Raw genomic sequence first — 17,639 nt, 5'->3', positions numbered from 1 at the left:
GCCTCAGCGCTCGGGGGTGTTGACCCGGGAGCCGGGGAGGCTGCGGGGTGCGGGGTCGGGGGCGAGTGATCCGTCGGGGGCGATGTGGTCGAAGATCTCGCCGACCATCGTGACGACGTGGGGGTCGTCGACGACGTAGAAGATGCGCCGGCCCTCGCGGCGGCTGGAGACGAGCGAGGCGAGCTTGAGTTTCGCCAGGTGCTGGCTCACCGTCTGGAGGCTGGCGCCCGAGGCCTCGGCGAGGCCGGAGACGTCGTACTCGTCGTGGGCGAGCAGCCAGACGATGAGCAGGCGGGTGGACGAGGAGAGCATCCGGAAGGTCTCGGCGGCCACGTCGACCTGTGCGGTCGTGGGGATCGTCACGTGGGTGGGGTCCTCCGCGGGCGCCTCGGCGGCGGTCCGGCGGTGACTCGATCCGGCTGTGGCGTCCACGCGGCTCCTCCTCGGCCCCGTGTGGGGCACTATCATCATGCAGGTATCAGTCGAAGCAAGGCTTCCACATCCTCATCCTAAGGAGACATCTCAGTGCTACGAACCCACGAGGCGGGCACGCTCCGCGCCACGGACGCGCAGTCCACGGTCACCCTGAGCGGGTGGGTGGACCGCCGCCGCGACCACGGTGGCGTGGCGTTCATCGACCTGCGTGACGCATCCGGCATCGTCCAGGTGGTCGTGCGGGACGAGGACGCGGACAAGCTGAAGAACGAGACGGTGGTCACGGTGACCGGTACCGTCTCCGTCCGCCCCGAGGGCAATGCCAACCCGGATCTGCCCACCGGTGAGGTCGAGATCACCGACACCGTGGTCGAGGTCCTCTCCGAGGCCGCACCGCTGCCGTTCCAGGTCTCCGACCACGCCGAGGACTCCGGTCAGGTCGGCGAGGAGACGCGCCTGAAGTACCGCTACCTCGACCTGCGTCGGTCCGGCCCCTCGGCGGCCATCCGGCTGCGGTCCGAGGCCAACCGGGCGGCCCGGCGTGTGCTCGAGGACCACCGGTTCACCGAGATCGAGACGCCCACGATGACGCGCTCGACGCCCGAGGGCGCCCGCGACTTCCTCGTGCCGGCACGTCTGCGGCCGGGCAACTGGTACGCACTCCCGCAGTCCCCGCAGCTGTTCAAGCAGCTGCTCCAGGTCGCCGGTGTCGAGCGCTACTACCAGATCGCCCGCTGCTACCGCGACGAGGACTTCCGCGCCGACCGGCAGCCGGAGTTCACGCAGCTCGACATCGAGGCGTCCTTCGTCGAGCAGGACGACGTCATCGACCTCGGTGAGCAGATCCTGCAGGCGCTGTGGGGCCTCATCGACGTGGAGATCCCGCGGCCCATCCGCCGGATGACCTACAAGGAGGCGATGGAGAAGTACGGTTCGGACAAGCCGGACCTGCGCTTCGACATCCCGCTGGTCGACCTCACGGAGTTCTTCTCCGACACCCCCTTCCGCGTCTTCACGTCCGACTACGTCGGCGCGGTCGTCTACCCCGGTGGCGGCAACCTGCCGAGGCGAACCCTCGACGGGTGGCAGGAGTGGGCCAAGCAGCGCGGTGCCAAGGGCCTTGCCTACGTCCTCATCAAGGAGGACGGCGAGCTCACCGGTCCCGTCGCCAAGAACATCTCCGAGGAGGAGAAGGCGGGGCTGGCCGCGGCCGTCGGTGCACAGCCGGGCGACGCGGTGTTCTTCGCCGCCGGTGCACCCCGGACCTCGCGCGAGCTGCTCGGTGCGGCCCGCAAGGAGATCGCCACCCGCGAGGGTCTGTACGACGAGTCGGACTGGTCCTTCGTGTGGATCGTCGACGCGCCGATGTTCGAGTCCGCCGAGGACGCCGTCGCCTCCGGTGACGTGGCCGTCGGTGAGGGTGCATGGACCGCGGTCCACCACGCCTTCACCTCGCCCAAGCCGGAGTTCCTCGACACCTTCGACCAGGACCCGGGAGAGGCTCTCGCCTACGCCTACGACATCGTGTGCAACGGCAACGAGATCGGTGGTGGCTCGATCCGTATCCACCGGCGGGACGTGCAAGAACGCGTGTTCCGGGTGATGGGCATCAGCCAGGAGGAGGCGCAGGAGAAGTTCGGCTTCCTCCTCGAGGCCTTCAAGTACGGTGCGCCCCCGCACGGCGGCATCGCCTTCGGCTGGGACCGTGTCGTCTCGCTGCTGGCCGGGGCCGATTCGATCCGCGACGTCATCGCCTTCCCGAAGTCCGGGGGCGGCTACGACCCGCTCACCGACGCGCCGAGCGCCATCACGGAGCAGCAGCGCGCCGAGGCCGGTGTCGACTTCGTGCCCGAGGACGAGGACGAGACCACCTCCGCCGGGGCCTGAACATTCGATGACCGATCTCTTCGGAGCCGCCGCGGGCGCGCTCGGTGACGACGACTCGTCGCCGGGCGCGCCCGCGCCGTCGTCCCTCGATCCCCTCGCGGTGCGGATGCGGCCGCGCACCATCGACGAGATCGTCGGGCAGGACCACCTCACCTTCCCCGGCTCGCCCCTCCACCAGCTCGTCGAGGCGGAGGCGGGCGACCGCGCCGGCGCGAGCTCGGTGATCCTGTGGGGCCCGCCCGGGGTGGGCAAGACGACGATCGCGCACGTGATCTCGCACGCCCAGGGGCGCCGCTTCGTCGAGCTCTCGGCGATCACCGCCGGTGTCAAGGACGTCCGTGCGGTCGTCGACCAGGCCCGCCGCGACCGCGAGATGTACCAGCGGACCACGGTGCTGTTCCTCGACGAGATCCACCGGTTCTCCAAGGCCCAGCAGGACGCCCTGCTGCCGGCCGTCGAGAACCGCCTGGTCGTCCTCATCGCAGCGACGACGGAGAACCCCTCCTTCTCCGTCGTCGCCCCGCTCGTCTCCCGCTCCCTCGTCCTCACGCTCCGGCCGCTCACCGATGCCGGGGTGGGGCAGCTGCTCGACCGTGCCGTGTCCTCCGACCGGGGCCTGGCCGACCAGTACGTCCTCGATCCCGAGGCGCACGCCCACATCGTCCAGGTCGCCGCCGGCGACGGTCGCCGCTCGCTCACGATCCTCGAGGCGGCCGCCGCGATCGCCCGCGCCCGGGCCGCCGAGGTCGAGGCGGGAGTGGCGGAGGAGGATGCCGAGGCGGAGGCCACGGAGGAGGATTCCGACCAGGGCGCCTCGGGACCGGACTCCGAGGAGCGGCCCGTCATCACGACGGCGCACGTGGCGGACGCCGCCAACCAGGCGATGCTGCGCTACGACCGCAACGGCGACCAGCACTACGACGTCGTCTCGGCGTTCATCAAGTCGATCCGGGGGTCCGACCCGGACGCGGCGCTGCACTACCTGGCGCGGATGATCGTGGCGGGGGAGGACCCGCGGTTCATCACGCGCAGGCTCGTGGTGCACGCGGCGGAGGACATCGGGATGGCGGATCCGCAGGCGCTGCAGATCGCGGTGGCCACACAGACGGCGGTCGAGCGGATCGGCATGCCCGAGGGGCGGATCCCGATGGCCGAGGCGACCGTCTACCTGGCGAGTGCGCCCAAGTCGAACGCGATCATCGCGGCGATCGACCAGGCGATGGCCGATGCACAGGCGGGGAAGGCCGGCGAGGTGCCCATGCACCTGCGCGACGCCCACTATCCCGGTGCGAAGGCCCTGGGACACGGCGCGGGGTACAAGTACGCGCACGACTACCCGCACCACGTGTCACCGCAGGAGTACATGCCGGAGACCCTCGTCGGGACGCGCTACTACCTGCCGACGAACAACGGGCACGAGCGCGGCATGGAGGAGCGGCTCACGGCCCTGTACGGCCTGCGGCATCCCGAGGCGACGAAGCCCGAGGAGGACTGAGGCGCGCGGGATTCCCCCGTCCGGGGGATGATGGGGCCCGTCCGCGGCGGAAGGATGAGGGGTATGAAGCGTCTTGCCTATCTCTTCGCACCGGTGCCGCTCGTGATCGTCGCCGTGATTCTGCTCGTCCCGATCGTCGAGTTCTCCAACCGTCTGGGTTTTTCGCCGTGGTTCATGTTCTCGACCGGGGGAATGGTCGGGATGCTCGTGGTCGCCGGTGTCGTGTTCTGTGCGATCCCGCTCGTCCACCGGATAGACCGGTGGTTGGTGCATCGACTGCTCGGTGTCACTCTCTCGACGGAGACGGGATGGCGCGCCCATGTCCGGGCGACGGCCCACGCGTCGCTCCACGGTCTGGCCGCCGCAGCTCTGTGCGGCATCATCTCCTTCGGGTTCTCGCTCGTCATGGAGATCACCTGGTGGGCATGGGGGTCGGGTTCCGTCGCATTCTTCGACAGTCCCGCGGACGCGATCTTCCTCATCTCCCAGTTCGTCGAATCGACCGTGATGCGGATGGTGTCGTTCGTCCTCGCCCTCGGCGGTGTCGTGTACGTGATCCTCTACACCACGGCCGCCCCGGCGATCGCGCGGGCACTGCTCGGCCCGACGGTGAAGGAGGAGCTCGCGGTCGAGCGTGCGCGGAACGATCTGCTCCGCTCGCAGAAGTCGATCGCACGGGACATCCACGATTCCGTCGGGCATGCCCTCACCGTGACGACGATCCAGGCCGAAGCTGCGCGGGCCCACCTGGCAGCCGGACGCGCCGAGGACGCACGGCGCGCCCTCGACGCCATCGAGGAGGTGGGCCGCGAGGCACAGGGTGAGCTCGACTCCTCGCTCCGGAGCCTTCGAGAGGGCGGCGATACCGGTCAGGCTCCTGCCGATGGGCTGACGGACGGTGCGGAAGCGGGAGGCCGCCAGGTGTTCGGAAGGAAAACACCGGCCCCGGGCTCCGCCGCAGCGGCCACGCTTCCGGCAAGCGTCGGCGTCGTGGGGCACGACGGGGAGACCCGTACCGTGCACGATTCCCGCGGCATTCCGGACCTGCTGCGGCGGACGGCGGCCTCGACGATCGCCGTCGAGGAGAACCTGACCGGACTCCCGGACGACCTCCATCGCACGGCACCGCAGGTGTCCCGGGCCCTCTATGCGATCGTGCGGGAGGCCTGCACCAATGCGCTGCGCCACGGGACCGGGTCCCCACTGTCGGTCTCGGCCCATGTCCTCGACGGCAAGGTCGTCCTCCGGGCGGTGAATCCGTGCGCGGACGGATCGGTGGAGCCCCATGGTGGGCTCACCGGGATCCGGGAACGCTGCGAACTCCTCGGTGGGACGATGGACGTCACGAAGGAGAAGGGGATGTTCCGGCTCGAATGCGTCCTTCCCCTGTCACAGGGCCGAAAGAACGAATCATGACCGGTGGAAACGTCGGGGAGGCCAACGATCCGCTTGAGTCCCGGCCCGTCCGGCTGGTGCTCGTCGACGACGAGCCGCTCATCCTCTCGGGTCTGCGGGCGGTGCTCGGGGCCGACCCCGAGGTGGAGATCGTGGGGGAGGCGGCCGACGGCACGGAAGCACTGGCCGTCTGTGCCCGCACCCGCCCGGACGTCGTCCTCATGGACGTGCGCATGCCCGGGATGGACGGCCTCGAGGCGACCGAACGCCTGGTGGGTGGCGCGCACCCGCCCGATGTCCACCCGCCCAAGGTGCTCGTCCTCACCACCTTCGACTCCGACGACCACGTGTACACCGCGCTGCGGGTGGGCGCCTCGGGGTTCCTGCTCAAGCGGTGGCCGGGGGAGCGGATCCTCCGTGCGGTCCACACCGTCGCCCGCGGGGAGGCGGTGGTCTACCCGGACGGGCTGGCGCGGGCTGTCGCCGAGCACGGGGCGCCTCCTGCGCGGTCCGACGGGCAGGTCGAGGAGCTCCTCACCGAGCGCGAGCAGGAGGTCCTGCGCCACATGTGCCGAGGGATGGCGAACGCCCAGATCGCCCAGGCACTGTACGTCTCCCCGGAGACCGTGAAGACCCAGGTGAGCGCGATCCTGCGCAAGTTGGAGGTCTCCCACCGCACGGCCGCGGTGGTGCGCGCCTTCGAGACGGGCTTCGTGAGTACCGCGGCCTCGACGGCCGGGCGAGATCTCGGGTGACGTATTCCACACGGCCCGAGTGCACCCACGTGGCCCGTTGTGCCCATGCCCTGATAGGCTTGTGTGTCGCTGTGCCTCCACCGTGAGGCGGTCGGACCCGGCGGACTCGCGCCGGCCTCCCTCTTTCCCATCCGGGGAAACAGCTGTCACGGACCCCGACGAGTCATCGGACCGTGGCGAAGAACATTGATCGAAAGGTTACGGACACACATGTCTGCACCCGCACGTTCGCGCCGCCTGGTGCGCAAGTCCCGCGCACTCGGCATCCCGCTGACCCCGAAGGCCGAGAAGTACTTCGAGCGCCGTCCCTACGGCCCGGGCGACCACGGTCGTGCCCGCCGCCGCAACGAGTCGGACTACTCGGTCCGCCTCAAGGAGAAGCAGCGTCTGCGCGCCCAGTACAACATCCGCGAGGCCCAGCTCCTCAACGTGTACAAGGAGGCCAAGCGCACCTCCGGTCTGACCGGTGAGAACATGGTCGAGCTCCTCGAGATGCGCCTCGACGCCCTCGTGCTGCGCTCCGGCTTCGCCCGCACCATCGCGCAGGCCCGCCAGTTCGTCGTGCACCGCCACATCATGGTCGACGGCCAGCGTGTCGACCGCCCGTCCTTCCGCGTGAAGGAGGGTCAGATGATCCACGTGCACCCCAAGTCGGCCCAGATGGACCCCTTCCAGGTGTCCGCCGCCGGTGCCCACCGCGACGTCCTGCCGGCCGTCCCGGGTTACCTCAAGGTCGACCTCGAGTCGCTGCAGGCCACCCTGCTGCGCCGCCCCAAGCGCGAAGAGGTCCCCGTGACCTGCGACGTGCAGCTCGTCACCGAGTACTACGCACGCTGATCCTCCCCCAAGGACGCGCCCGGCGGTGATCCACCGCCACGCACACGGCCCCCGCCTGTTCCGACAGGCGGGGGCCGTGTGCTTCCCCGCTCCCGAGGTGACCCGCGGGTTCTCCTCGGGACCCGGCGGGTTTGTATGATTGCTCGGAACGCACAGCGCCGGGTCGACCCGGCGTTCCCGCACACGCTTCCCACCCCGTCCTCACGGGGTCATGAAAGGTCGGAATGAAGACGGCAGAGATCAAACGGCGTTGGCTCGACTTCTTCGAGAAGAACGGTCACACCGTGGTCCCGTCGGCGTCCGTGATCAGCTCGGACCCGTCGATCCTGTTCAACATCGCCGGGATGGTCCAGTTCATCCCGTACTTCACCGGCCGGGAGCCCGCTCCGTACTCGCGCGCCACCTCCGTCCAGAAGTGCGTGCGCACGCAGGACATCGAGGAGGTGGGCAAGACCACCCGCCACGGCACGTTCTTCCAGATGAACGGCAACTTCTCCTTCGGTGACTACTTCAAGGAGGAGGCCATCTCCTTCGCGTGGGCCCTGCTCACCACCCCGGAGGACGAGGGCGGCCTGGGCTTCGACAAGCAGAAGCTGTGGGTCACCGTCCACGCCGACGACGCCGCCACCATCGACCTGTGGCTCACGAACACCGACGTCACCCGCGACCGCATCCAGACCCGCGGCAACGCCGACAACTTCTGGCACACCGGGCAGCCCGGCCCCGGCGGTTACTGCTCGGAGATCTACTACGACCGCGGTCCGGACTACGGCGTCGAGGGCGGCCCGGAGGCCGACGAGGACCGCTACATCGAGATCTGGAACCTCGTCTTCATGGAGTTCGAACTCGGTGAGGTCCGCTCGAAGGTCGACTTCGACATCAAGGGTGAACTGCCCGCCAAGAACATCGACACCGGCATGGGCCTGGAGCGTGTGGCCTTCCTCAAGCAGGGTGTCGAGAACATGTACGAGATCGACGAGGTCTACCCCGTCATCGAGGCCGCCTGCCGCCTGTCGGGCAAGTCCTACGGGGCGGACGAGACGGACGACGTGCGCATGCGGGTGGTCGCCGACCACATCCGCTCCTCGCTCATCATCATCGGCGACGGGGTGCGCCCGGCCAACGAGGGCCGCGGCTACATCCTGCGCCGTCTGCTGCGCCGTGCCGTGCGTGCCATGCGTCTGCTCGGCGTCACCGAGCCGGTGCTGCCCATTCTCTTCCCCGTCTCCGTCGAGGCGATGAAGGCCAGCTACCCGGAGCTGGAGACCGATTTCGACCGCATCTCGAAGGTCGCCTACGCCGAGGAGAAGTCCTTCCTCCGCACCCTGGAGTCCGGCACCGCGCTGCTCGGCCACGCCGTCGAGCAGGTCGGCTCGGGCGGCACCATCAGCGGTGACATCGCCTTCGCCCTCCACGACACCCACGGGTTCCCCATCGACATCACCCTGGAGATGGCCGCTGAGCAGGGCGTCGAGGTCGACGAGGCCGGCTTCACCGCCCTCATGAGCGAGCAGCGCCGGCGTGCCAAGGAGGACGCCAAGGCCAAGAAGGGCGGCACCGGTACCGACCTGTCCGCTTACACGGCGCTCCTGGAGGACGGCGCGAGTGAGTTCGTCGGCTACGACAACCTCACGGCCGACTCCCGCATCCGTGGCCTGATCGCCGAGGGTGCGATGACCGAGGTGGCGACGACGGGTCAGGAACTCGACCTCGTCCTCGACGTCACCCCCTTCTACGCCGAGGCCGGTGGCCAGCGCGCCGATGTCGGCCTCATCCGCGGTGACGGATTCGTCGCCGAGGTGCTCGACGTGCAGAACCCGCTCAAGGGTCTGGCCGCCCACCGCGTCAAGGTCCTCGAGGGCGAGATCTCCGCCGGTGCGGACGTCCACGCCGAGGTCGACACCGGCCACCGGTTCCAGTCGGCCCAGGCACACTCGGCCACGCATCTCATCCACGCGGCGCTGCGCGAGATCCTGGGGCCGAACGCCGTCCAGGCCGGTTCGCTCAACCAGCCCGGCTACATGCGCTTCGACTTCTCCTTCCCGGAGGCCGTCACCGAGGCCGCCCGCACCGAGATCGAGGACGCAGCGAACGTCGCCGTCCGCGACAACTTCGAGGTCTCCAGCGAATATCTGCCCTTCGAGGACGCCAAGAAGTCCGGCGCCATGGCACTGTTCGGCGAGAAGTACCCCTCGGTCGTGCGTGTCGTCGACATCAACGGCCAGTGGTCCCGCGAGCTCTGCGGTGGTACCCACGTGGCGCGGACGACCGAGATCGGTCCGATCTCCGTGCTGTCCGAGGCCTCCGTCGGCTCCGGCACCCGCCGCATCGAGGCCTCCGTCGGCCTCACCGCCTTCCGTGACCTCGCGCGTGAACGCATGATCGTGCAGTCGCTGTCCGACATGCTCAAGGTGCCGGGCCCCGACGTCACCGAGCGGGTCTCCGGCCTGCTCGCGAAGATCAAGGAGGCGGAGAAGACGATCGCCGCCCTCAACCAGGAGAAGGTGCTCGCCGCCGCCGGTGACGCGGTGGCCGCGGCCCGCGAGGTCGGGAAGGTCCGCCTGTCGACCACGGCGCTCGGCGACGTGTCGAGCGCGAACGACGTGCGCAGCTTCGTCCTCGACGTCCGCAACCGGCTGGGCGACACCCCCTCCGTCGTCGCCGCGATCGGCGTGGCCGGTGGCAAGCCGAGCATCGTCGTCGCGACGAACGCCGCGGCCCAGGACGCCGGTGTGCGCGCCGGTGACCTCGTGCGTGCGGGTGCGACGGAACTCGGTGGCAAGGGCGGCGGCAAGCCGGACCTCGCCCAGGGCGGCGGCACCGACGCCTCCCGCGCCGAGGAAGCCTTCGCCGCCATCGCCCGCGACCTGGGAGCCGCGTGAGTTTCCGCCGCGGGCGCCGTCTGGGCATCGACGTCGGGTCGGTCCGCGTCGGGATCGCACAGTGCGATCCCGACGGGATCCTCGCGACCCCGCTCGACACCGTCTACCGTCGCTCCGGCGACGAGGCGGCGCTGAAGGACATCGCGCGCATCACGGCCGAGTACGAACCCCTCGAGCTGGTGGCCGGTCTCCCGGCCTCGCTCGACGGGAAGGAGCGCGCCTCGGCGGACGTCGCCCTCGACTTCACGCGCCGCATCGCGGAGGTCACCGGCGTCCCCGTCCGCCTGCACGACGAACGGTTCTCGACGACCCAGGCGCACCGCGTGCTCCAGTCGGTCGGCAAGAACGCCCGGAAGCGGCGGGAGATCGTCGACTCCGTTGCCGCCGTCGTCATCCTCCAGGCCGCCATCGACCAGGAGAAGCAGACGGGCACCCCCGGTGGGCGCCTGCTCGACGACCTCTCCGCCCCCACGGGAGGCGAACCGGCATGACCCGCGACCCGCACGAGCCGCACCCGGAGGAGCCCGCGGCGGACACCGCCGAACAGGACCTCGTGCCCACCGAGGCGATCCCCGTCCTTCCCGAGGACGAGGCGCCGGAGCACGTCTTCCCCGCCGCCGAAGCGCCCGTCCCGGCGGAGGAGAGCGCCGACGAGGAGAGTGCCGCGGAGGAGAGCGCCGGTGATGACGGGACCGAGGCCCCCGCGGCGGTCCTGCCGGGCGCGCAGATCGAGTCCCGGAGCGAACTGCGTGCCCGGCGGCGACGCCGGATGAAGCGGCGGCGGCGCACGACGATCGTCGTCGGGCTCATCGTCCTGCTCGTCGGGGCCGGTGGTGTCGTCGCACTCGGGACGGCCACGGACGTCGTGTCCTCGGTGATGGGCACGAACGACTACTCCGGTGACGGCGCGGAGGGCACCGAGACGGTCGTCAACGTGCCCCAGGGCTCCACGATCACGGAACTCGCCAACGACCTGGTGGAACGCGGGGTCATCAAGTCCTCCCGTCCCTTCATCGACGAGATGGAAAACCGTGAGGTCGTGCTCCAGGCCCGCGACTACACGTTCCGCGAGGGCATGAGCGCCGCGGCCGCCGTCGACGCGATCGTCGACCCCGTGGCCGCGGACACGCTCGTGGTCCCCGAGGGCCTCAAGATGGCCGACATCCGCACCCGGATGATCGAGGCCGGCCTGCCCGAGACCGAGGTGGCCGCCGCTCTCGACGACAAGGTGCCCGGCGACTACGGCCTCGAGGTCCCCGGTGCCCCGAACCTCGAGGGGTACCTGTACCCCGCGACCTACGAGCTACGCTCCGACGTCACGGCGGAGTCCCTCGTCCAGCGGATGGTCGACCGGACCGCCGACGAGATCGACGACCTGGGCCTCGCGCCCGGGAAGATCCACGAGGTGTTCACGCTCGCCTCGCTCGTCCAGGTCGAGTCGCCCGGGGAGTACGAGGTGCGCCGCAAGGTCGCCCGCGTGTTCCTCAACCGGATCGACGAGGGCATGAAGCTCCAGTCGGACGCGACGGTCGCCTACTACGCCGGCGCCCGGGACGATCTCACGACGACCGAGGAGGAACGCGCCGTCGACAGCCCGTACAACACGTACAAGTACGAGGGGCTGCCGGTCGGGCCGGTGAACTCACCCGGTCGCGAGGCGGTCGACGCCGCCCAGGACCCGGCCGACGGCAACTGGCTGTTCTTCGTCGCGACGAACCCCGACACAGGGGAGACCAAGTTCGCGCGGACCTACGAGGACCACATGGACAACGTGACGGAGTACCGCGAATGGCTCAAGCAGCAGACCTGAGTGCGGGCACGGGCGACGCGGTCCCGACTCCCGTCGCCGCGGTCCTCGGCTCACCCGTCGCCCATTCGCTCTCGCCGGTGCTCCACGCCGCGGCCTACCGGGAACTCGGTCGTCCGGACTGGACCTACGCCCGGCACGAGGTGGACGAGGCGGGACTCGAGGCTCTGCTGGTGCCGGATGGGACAGCCACCCCCGGCGTCCGCGCCGGTTACTCGCTCACGATGCCGCTCAAGCACCGCCTGATCGAGCTCGCCGGTGTCCACGGCTGGGAGATCGACGCGACCGCGGACCTCACCGGCGCCGGGAACACCCTCGTCCTCGCCGCCACCCCGCGGGTCCTCAACACCGACGTCACCGGCATCGTCCGGGCGATCGAGGAAGCGGGTGCGCCCGAGCGGTCTCCTGTGGTGACGGCCACGGCGCCCGCGACGGCGACCGTGCTGGGCAACGGGGCGACGGCGGCCTCCGCGGTCGTCGCGCTCCGTGACCTCGGCGTGGCCTCCGTCCACCTGGCCGTCCGCACCCCGGCCCGGGCCCGCGCGGTCGCGGACCTCGCGGAACGCCTCGGGCTCGCCGTCACCGTCGGCACCCTCGACGACTGGCGCCCCGGGGGAGAGGACCTGCTCGTCTCGACCCTGCCCGCCGGTTCCCTCGACGGGTACGCACCGGCCTGGCCGGAGACACTCCGGGCCGACCAGGTCGTCCTCGACGTCGCCTACGCGCCCGCGCGGGTCGACCTGCTCGCCGAGTACCGCTCCCGAGGCGCCCTGGCCGTCCCCGGCACCCGCATGCTCGTGCACCAGGCCGTCGAGCAGGTGCTCGTCCATGTGTCCGTGCTCGAGCCCGGGCTCGCAGGACCCGCCGACCGTGCGCGCCTGGCCCGGGCGATGACGGCGGCCCTCGACGCCCTCGGCCGGGACTGACACCGGACCCGCCCGTGTACCCGTTCCTCGCCGCCGATGTCCCCCTGTGGACGGCCGGGACCCCGGTCCTCGTCGCGGCGGCGGTCTCGCTCCTCCTCGCCGTCTCGGTGCGTGCCTGGGTCGCCGACGAGGCCGGCATGCGTCTGCTGCGCCGGTCCGGAGCGGGCTGGGTGACCGACCGCGAGGCGCTGCGCCGCATGCGCCTGGTCTGCTTCCCCGTCTCCCTCGTCCTCGGGTGGGTCGTCGCGCGGTTCGCGGCCCCGGTGCTGTCCGTCGGAGGGGAGGGCGCCTCGGCGGCGGAGGTGCTGCTCGTCGCGGCTCTCGGCCTGCTCGCCGGGGCGACACCCTGGCTGTTCCACGTCGACGCCCGGATCCACCGGCTGCCCGACCGGGTGACACTGCCGCTCGTGGCGCTCACCGGCCTGCTGTTCCTCGGCGCGGCACTGCTCGGCCACCCACGGGGATGGTGGGCTCTCGTCGGCTGTGCCGTCTTCGGGCTCGTGTTCGCGCTCCTGTGGTTCCTCGGCGCGGTGCTCTCCGGTGGCGGTATGGGTCTCGGTGACGTGAAACTCGCGGCGCCGCTCGGCGGTGCACTTCTCGCACTGTCCTCGACCGCGCTGCTCGTCGCCCTCCTCGTCATGCACCTGTCCGCGGTGGCCGTCGTCGTGTACCGGCGCCTGACCCACGGGGCCGGACGGAGGGACGCGATCGCCTTCGGGCCGCACATGTTCATCGGTCTGTGGGTGACGGTGGTGCTGGGCCCGGTCCTCGCGGGGTGAGGGCGAACCGCGGGGCGCCTCCGCAGCGGACCGACGCTCCCGTGCCGACCCGTGGACGCGGCGGTCGGGCACCGGTGCCCGCCTGGTAATTTTGAGCGCATGTTGAAATGGCTGACCGCAGGCGAGTCGCACGGAGAAGCGCTCGTCGGAATCCTCGAGGGCCTGCCCGCCCATGTCCCGGTGACCACCGGGGACATCGCGGACGCGCTGGCCCGTCGGCGCCTGGGCTACGGCCGTGGCGCCCGCATGAAGTTCGAACAGGACGTCGTCCGCCTCCTCGGCGGCGTCCGGCACGGCGAGACGCTCGGTGGCCCGGTGGCCGTCGAGGTCGCCAACACCGAGTGGCCCAAGTGGGAACAGGTGATGAGCGCCGACCCCGTGGACCCCGCCCTCCTCGAGGGACAGGCCCGCAACGCCCCGCTCAGCCGCCCGCGGCCGGGGCACGCCGACCTCGTGGGCATGCAGAAGTACGCCTGGGACGAGGCCCGGCCGATCCTCGAGCGCGCCTCGGCCCGCGAGACCGCCATGCGCGTGGCACTGGCGACGGTGGCCGCCGGGTTCCTGCGGGAACTGGGCATCACCGTCCTCTCCCACACCGTGGCGATCGGTCCGGTCATCGGTGACGGCACCGAGGCCGAGCCGACCATCGACGACGTCCCGGCGCTCGACGCCGACCCGATGCGCGCCTTCGACGCGGACCTCTCCGCCCGGATGGTCGCCGAGGTCGACGACGCGAAGAAGGCCGGCGACACCCTCGGCGGCGTCGTCGAGGTGCTCGTCGACGGCGTCCCCCCGGGCGTGGGCTCCCACGTGCACTGGGACCGGCGACTCGACTCCCGTCTCGCCGGTGCGCTCATGGGCATCCAGGCGATCAAGGGCGTGGAGGTCGGCGACGGGTTCCGCACCGCGGCCCGGCGCGGCTCGCAGGCCCACGACGAGATCGACGTGACGGAGGACGGGATCGTCCGCCGCACCAACAAGGCCGGTGGCACCGAGGGCGGCATGTCGACCGGTGACCGGCTGCGCGTGCGGGCGGCCATGAAGCCGATCGCGACGGTGCCCCGGGCGCTCGGCACCGTCGACGTGTCGACCGGTGAACCCGCCAAGGCCCACCACCAGCGCTCGGACGTGTGCGCGGTCCCGGCCGCCGGTGTCGTCGCCGAGGCGATGGTCACCCTCGTCGTCGCCGAGGCGGTCCTCGAGAAGTTCGGCGGGGACTCGGTGGACGAGGTGAAGCGGAACCTGCAGGGCTACCTCGACTCGATCCCGGCGGTCCTGCGCAGCGTCCGATGAGGGGAAGTGTCCGATGAGCGGGGAGGTGCCCGGCGGGGAGGAATGTCCGGGGGAGCCCGAGCACGGGCCCACACCCCGGCCGGTCCCGCCGCTGAGCCCGCGGCCCGCCTCGACCGCGCGGATCGTCCTCGTCGGACCGCCGGCGGCGGGCAAGTCGACGATCGGGCGGCTGGTCGCCGACCGTCTCGACCTCCCGATGGAGGACACCGACCAGGAGATCGTGCGCCGGCACGGACCCATCCCGGAGATCTTCTCGACCCGGGGAGAGGCCCGGTTCCGCGCGATCGAACGCGAGGTGGTGCGGCGGAGTCTGCGCAAACTGCTCGACCGGCCGGGTGTCGTCTCGCTCGGCGGGGGAGCGGTGCTCAACCCGGGGACCCGGGCCCAGTTGCGCCATCCGGCCCTGCGGGTCGTCCTCATCGAGATCGACGAGGACACCGCCCGGGAGCGTCTGCACGGATCCGGGCGGCCGCTGCTCGCCGGTGACCCCGATCCGGTCGAGGCGTGGAAGACACTCGTCGAGGACCGCCGCGCGCTCTACGAGGCGGTCGGCTCGATCCGGGTGAGCGCCTCGAACGGGCCGCCCTCGACGGTCGTCAACCGGATCGTCGACGTGCTCGCCGGCCTCCAGCGCAAGGAGGAGTACGCGCGGTTCAGTGCAGAGGCCGAGAACCAATAGAGTGGGGGCCCGGTACGACACCGGGCCCCCATCCACATCCACGAGGAGTTCCCCCATGACCGAGACCAGCACCACACGGATCGACGTGACCGCCGGGGGCGAGTACCCGGTGCTCGTGGGATCCGGCCTCATGGGCGAACTGCCGGAGCTCCTGGGGCCCCGGGTCGCCAAGGTGCTCGTCGTCCATCCCCGCGCCCTGCGCTCCACGGGTGAGGTCGTCCAGGAGGACCTCAAGGCCGCCGGCTACGAGGCCGTGCTCGTCGAGATCCCCGACGCCGAGGAGGCCAAGCACGTCCAGGTGGCCGCCTTCTGCTGGCAGGTTCTCGGACAGAGCGACTTCACCCGTTCCGACGCGATCGTCGGTGTCGGCGGCGGCGCGGTCACCGACCTCGCCGGGTTCGTCGCCGCGACCTGGCTGCGTGGTGTGACGTACGTGAACATCCCCACGACGGTCCTCGGCATGGTCGACGCCTCGGTGGGCGGGAAGACCGGGATCAACACCGCCGAGGGCAAGAACCTGGTCGGTGCCTTCCACGCGCCGGCCGGTGTGCTCGTCGACACCGACACCCTCGCCACACTGCCGGACAACGAGCTGTTCACCGGTCTCGCCGAGGCCGTCAAGTGCGGGTTCATCGCCGACGAGCGGATCCTCGAACTCTTCGAGGCCCACGACAAGGAAGAGCTCGCCCGGCACGACTCGCCCGTCCTGCGGGAGATCATCGAGCGGACGATCGCCGTGAAGGCCGCGGTCGTGAGCGAGGACTTCACGGAGTCCGGTCGACGCGAGATCCTCAACTTCGGGCACACGCTCGGCCACGCGATCGAGCTGGGGGAGCGCTACCAGTGGCGGCACGGTGCCGCCGTGGCCGTCGGGATGGTGTTCGCCACCGAGCTGTCCGTCATGACGAAGAACCTCGACCCCGAGGTCCTCGACCGGCTCCGGGCGATCCTGGAGAAGCTCGGTCTGCCCACCGGTTACCGAGGCGACAAGTGGCCCCAGCTGCTCGAGGCGATGCGCCGGGACAAGAAGTCCCGCGGCTCGCTCATGCGGTTCGTCGTGCTCGAAGCGATCGGTCGGCCCGTCGTCCTCGACGTGCCGGACACGAGCATCCTCCACACCGCCTACCAGGAGGTCGGCGTGGAGTCCCCGAAGATCTCGCTCATGTGAGCGGCTGATATGATACCGGGCGGTGTGTTCCGTCCCGGTTGAAGGGCGGGACCGTACGTCCGACGACCGAAGGAATCATTCGTGGCATCCACCAACGATCTCAAGAACGGCATGGTCCTCAACCTGGAGGGTCAGCTGTGGCAGGTGCAGGAGTTCCTGCACGTGAAGCCGGGCAAGGGCCCCGCCTTCGTGCGCACCAAGATCAAGAACGTCCTCTCCGGCAAGATCGTGGACAAGACCTTCAACGCGGGCACCAAGGTCGAGACCGCCACGGTCGACCGTCGTGACATGCAGTACCTGTACAACGACGGCACCGACTACATCTTCATGGACCAGAAGGACTACGACCAGGTGAACCTGAGCCCCGAGCTCGTCGGTGACGCCTCGAACTTCCTCCTGGAGAACCAGGTCGTGCAGGTCGCCTTCCACGAGGGCGTGGCCCTCTACGTGGAGCTCCCCTCGGCCGTCGAGCTCACCATCGCCAACACCGAGCCGGGTCTCCAGGGCGACCGTTCCAGCGGTGGCACCAAGCCCGCCACCCTCGAGACCGGCTACGAGATCCAGGTCCCGCTCTTCCTCGAGTCCGACACCAAGGTCCGTGTCGACACCCGCACCGGCGAGTACCTCGGGCGAGTCAAGGAGTGAGCTCCCGCACCCGCGCCCGTCGTCGGGCCATGGAGATCCTCTTCGAGTCGGAACAGCGTGACCTGCCGGAGGCCGACCTCCTGCGTCTGCGCTCGGACGACCCCGACTACCCCATGAAGCCGTACGCGCGGGAGATCGTCGACGGCGTCGTCACCCACCGGGACGACCTCGACGACCTCATCGCCGAGCACGCGCAGGGGTGGCAGCTGGACCGCATGCCGGCCGTCGACCGCGCGCTGCTGCGGATCGGTGCGTGGGAGATCGTCCACAACGACGAGGTGCCCGGCAAGGTCGCCATCGCCGAGGCGGTGGAACTGGCCGGTGACTTCTCGACGGACGACTCCGCGAAGTTCATCGGCGGAGTGCTCGGCACCATCCGCGAACAGCACGAGGCGGCGGAAGCTTCCTGAGCGACTCTGCCGATCGGCGAGCCTCGGTCCCACGAGTTCCGGCCCGCTGAATCGGTTTGGCCCCCTGAGATGCCCATCTCAGGGGGCCTTGCGTGTTCACGGGGTCAAGATCGTGGGGAATGGTTATGCACGGCACTGCAACTTGAGCCAGCTCACACGACCCCGGGGGCGCGGTGGGCCGACGCCCGGGATATGCTGGTCACCGACCATCCACGTTCCTTTAAGAACCGTCCCGTGAGGCGGAGA

General features: G+C 70.3%; 16 protein-coding genes. 15 read left to right on the top strand and 1 reads right to left on the bottom strand.

All coding sequences use genetic code 11. The annotated features are described in order from the left end of the window. Window positions 1–3 precede the first annotated feature (3 nt). On the bottom strand, window positions 4–363 hold the full coding sequence (locus tag AAD496_RS07255; protein WP_349828033.1) for an ArsR/SmtB family transcription factor: 360 nt from the start codon (window positions 361–363) through the stop codon (window positions 4–6). A 162-nt stretch (window positions 364–525) separates the two neighbouring features. On the opposite strand from AAD496_RS07255, the gene aspS reads away from it, so the two are divergent. The 15 genes from aspS to nusB all read left to right on the top strand — a co-directional run bounded on the left by aspS (window position 526) and on the right by nusB (window position 17,393). Then, on the top strand, window positions 526–2,322 hold the full coding sequence (gene aspS, locus AAD496_RS07250) for an aspartate--tRNA ligase (RefSeq protein WP_349827995.1): 1,797 nt from the start codon (window positions 526–528) through the stop codon (window positions 2,320–2,322). A gap of 7 nt (window positions 2,323–2,329) precedes the next feature. Next, window positions 2,330–3,817, top strand: coding sequence for a replication-associated recombination protein A (locus tag AAD496_RS07245; protein ID WP_349827994.1), 1,488 nt, complete (start codon window positions 2,330–2,332; stop codon window positions 3,815–3,817). 63 nt (window positions 3,818–3,880) lie between these two features. Continuing rightward, complete coding sequence (locus AAD496_RS07240; RefSeq protein ID WP_349827993.1) at window positions 3,881–5,233, top strand: sensor histidine kinase; 1,353 nt, start codon at window positions 3,881–3,883, stop codon at window positions 5,231–5,233. Next, window positions 5,230–5,967: a response regulator gene (locus AAD496_RS07235; protein ID WP_349827992.1), complete on the top strand. Its 738-nt coding sequence runs from the start codon at window positions 5,230–5,232 to the stop codon at window positions 5,965–5,967. The genes AAD496_RS07240 and AAD496_RS07235 overlap by 4 nt, the downstream gene beginning before the upstream one ends. A 210-nt stretch (window positions 5,968–6,177) precedes the next feature. Further along, entirely contained in the window at window positions 6,178–6,804 is a 627-nt protein-coding gene (gene rpsD / locus AAD496_RS07230) for a 30S ribosomal protein S4 (RefSeq protein ID WP_349827991.1), read from the top strand. Between the two features lie 224 nt (window positions 6,805–7,028). Next, on the top strand, window positions 7,029–9,686 hold the full coding sequence (gene alaS / locus AAD496_RS07225; protein WP_349827990.1) for an alanine--tRNA ligase: 2,658 nt from the start codon (window positions 7,029–7,031) through the stop codon (window positions 9,684–9,686). Beyond that, window positions 9,683–10,177, top strand: a complete 495-nt coding sequence (ruvX, locus tag AAD496_RS07220; protein WP_349827989.1) for a Holliday junction resolvase RuvX — start codon at window positions 9,683–9,685, stop codon at window positions 10,175–10,177. Before alaS ends, ruvX begins: the two co-directional genes overlap by 4 nt. Continuing rightward, window positions 10,174–11,496, top strand: a complete 1,323-nt coding sequence (gene mltG / locus AAD496_RS07215; protein ID WP_433913738.1) for an endolytic transglycosylase MltG — start codon at window positions 10,174–10,176, stop codon at window positions 11,494–11,496. The genes ruvX and mltG overlap by 4 nt, the downstream gene beginning before the upstream one ends. After that, window positions 11,475–12,419, top strand: a complete 945-nt coding sequence (locus tag AAD496_RS07210; protein WP_349827988.1) for a shikimate dehydrogenase family protein — start codon at window positions 11,475–11,477, stop codon at window positions 12,417–12,419. The genes mltG and AAD496_RS07210 overlap by 22 nt, the downstream gene beginning before the upstream one ends. Window positions 12,420–12,433: 14 nt before the next feature. Further along, window positions 12,434–13,198, top strand: coding sequence for a prepilin peptidase (locus AAD496_RS07205; protein WP_349827987.1), 765 nt, complete (start codon window positions 12,434–12,436; stop codon window positions 13,196–13,198). Between the two features lie 99 nt (window positions 13,199–13,297). Then, entirely contained in the window at window positions 13,298–14,491 is a 1,194-nt protein-coding gene (aroC, locus tag AAD496_RS07200) for a chorismate synthase (protein WP_349827986.1), read from the top strand. Between the two features lie 13 nt (window positions 14,492–14,504). Beyond that, window positions 14,505–15,170, top strand: coding sequence for a shikimate kinase (locus AAD496_RS07195; RefSeq protein ID WP_349827985.1), 666 nt, complete (start codon window positions 14,505–14,507; stop codon window positions 15,168–15,170). A 55-nt stretch (window positions 15,171–15,225) separates the two neighbouring features. Next, entirely contained in the window at window positions 15,226–16,338 is a 1,113-nt protein-coding gene (gene aroB, locus AAD496_RS07190) for a 3-dehydroquinate synthase (RefSeq protein ID WP_349827984.1), read from the top strand. A gap of 81 nt (window positions 16,339–16,419) precedes the next feature. Then, on the top strand, window positions 16,420–16,983 hold the full coding sequence (gene efp / locus AAD496_RS07185; RefSeq protein WP_349827983.1) for an elongation factor P: 564 nt from the start codon (window positions 16,420–16,422) through the stop codon (window positions 16,981–16,983). Next, a complete protein-coding gene (nusB, locus tag AAD496_RS07180) occupies window positions 16,980–17,393 on the top strand; it encodes a transcription antitermination factor NusB (RefSeq protein WP_349827982.1) in 414 nt (137 codons plus the stop codon). The genes efp and nusB overlap by 4 nt, the downstream gene beginning before the upstream one ends. Window positions 17,394–17,639 lie beyond the last annotated feature (246 nt).

Source organism: Brevibacterium litoralis (assembly GCF_040212315.1).
GTDB lineage: Bacteria > Actinomycetota > Actinomycetes > Actinomycetales > Brevibacteriaceae > Brevibacterium > Brevibacterium litoralis.
This window is presented reverse-complemented; position numbering and strand designations above follow the sequence as displayed.

What these genes read in the sequence shown, in the direction of transcription:
- AAD496_RS07245 (WP_349827994.1), top strand. Translation starts at nt 2,330, where the DNA reads ATGACCGATCTCTTCGGAGCCGCCGCGGGCGCGCTCGGTGACGACGAC.
- AAD496_RS07240 (WP_349827993.1), top strand. Translation starts at nt 3,881, where the DNA reads ATGAAGCGTCTTGCCTATCTCTTCGCACCGGTGCCGCTCGTGATCGTC.
- AAD496_RS07235 (WP_349827992.1), top strand. Translation starts at nt 5,230, where the DNA reads ATGACCGGTGGAAACGTCGGGGAGGCCAACGATCCGCTTGAGTCCCGG.
- rpsD (WP_349827991.1), top strand. Translation starts at nt 6,178, where the DNA reads ATGTCTGCACCCGCACGTTCGCGCCGCCTGGTGCGCAAGTCCCGCGCA.
- alaS (WP_349827990.1), top strand. Translation starts at nt 7,029, where the DNA reads ATGAAGACGGCAGAGATCAAACGGCGTTGGCTCGACTTCTTCGAGAAG.
- mltG (WP_433913738.1), top strand. Translation starts at nt 10,174, where the DNA reads ATGACCCGCGACCCGCACGAGCCGCACCCGGAGGAGCCCGCGGCGGAC.
- AAD496_RS07210 (WP_349827988.1), top strand. Translation starts at nt 11,475, where the DNA reads ATGGCTCAAGCAGCAGACCTGAGTGCGGGCACGGGCGACGCGGTCCCG.
- aroC (WP_349827986.1), top strand. Translation starts at nt 13,298, where the DNA reads ATGTTGAAATGGCTGACCGCAGGCGAGTCGCACGGAGAAGCGCTCGTC.
- AAD496_RS07195 (WP_349827985.1), top strand. Translation starts at nt 14,505, where the DNA reads ATGAGCGGGGAGGTGCCCGGCGGGGAGGAATGTCCGGGGGAGCCCGAG.
- aroB (WP_349827984.1), top strand. Translation starts at nt 15,226, where the DNA reads ATGACCGAGACCAGCACCACACGGATCGACGTGACCGCCGGGGGCGAG.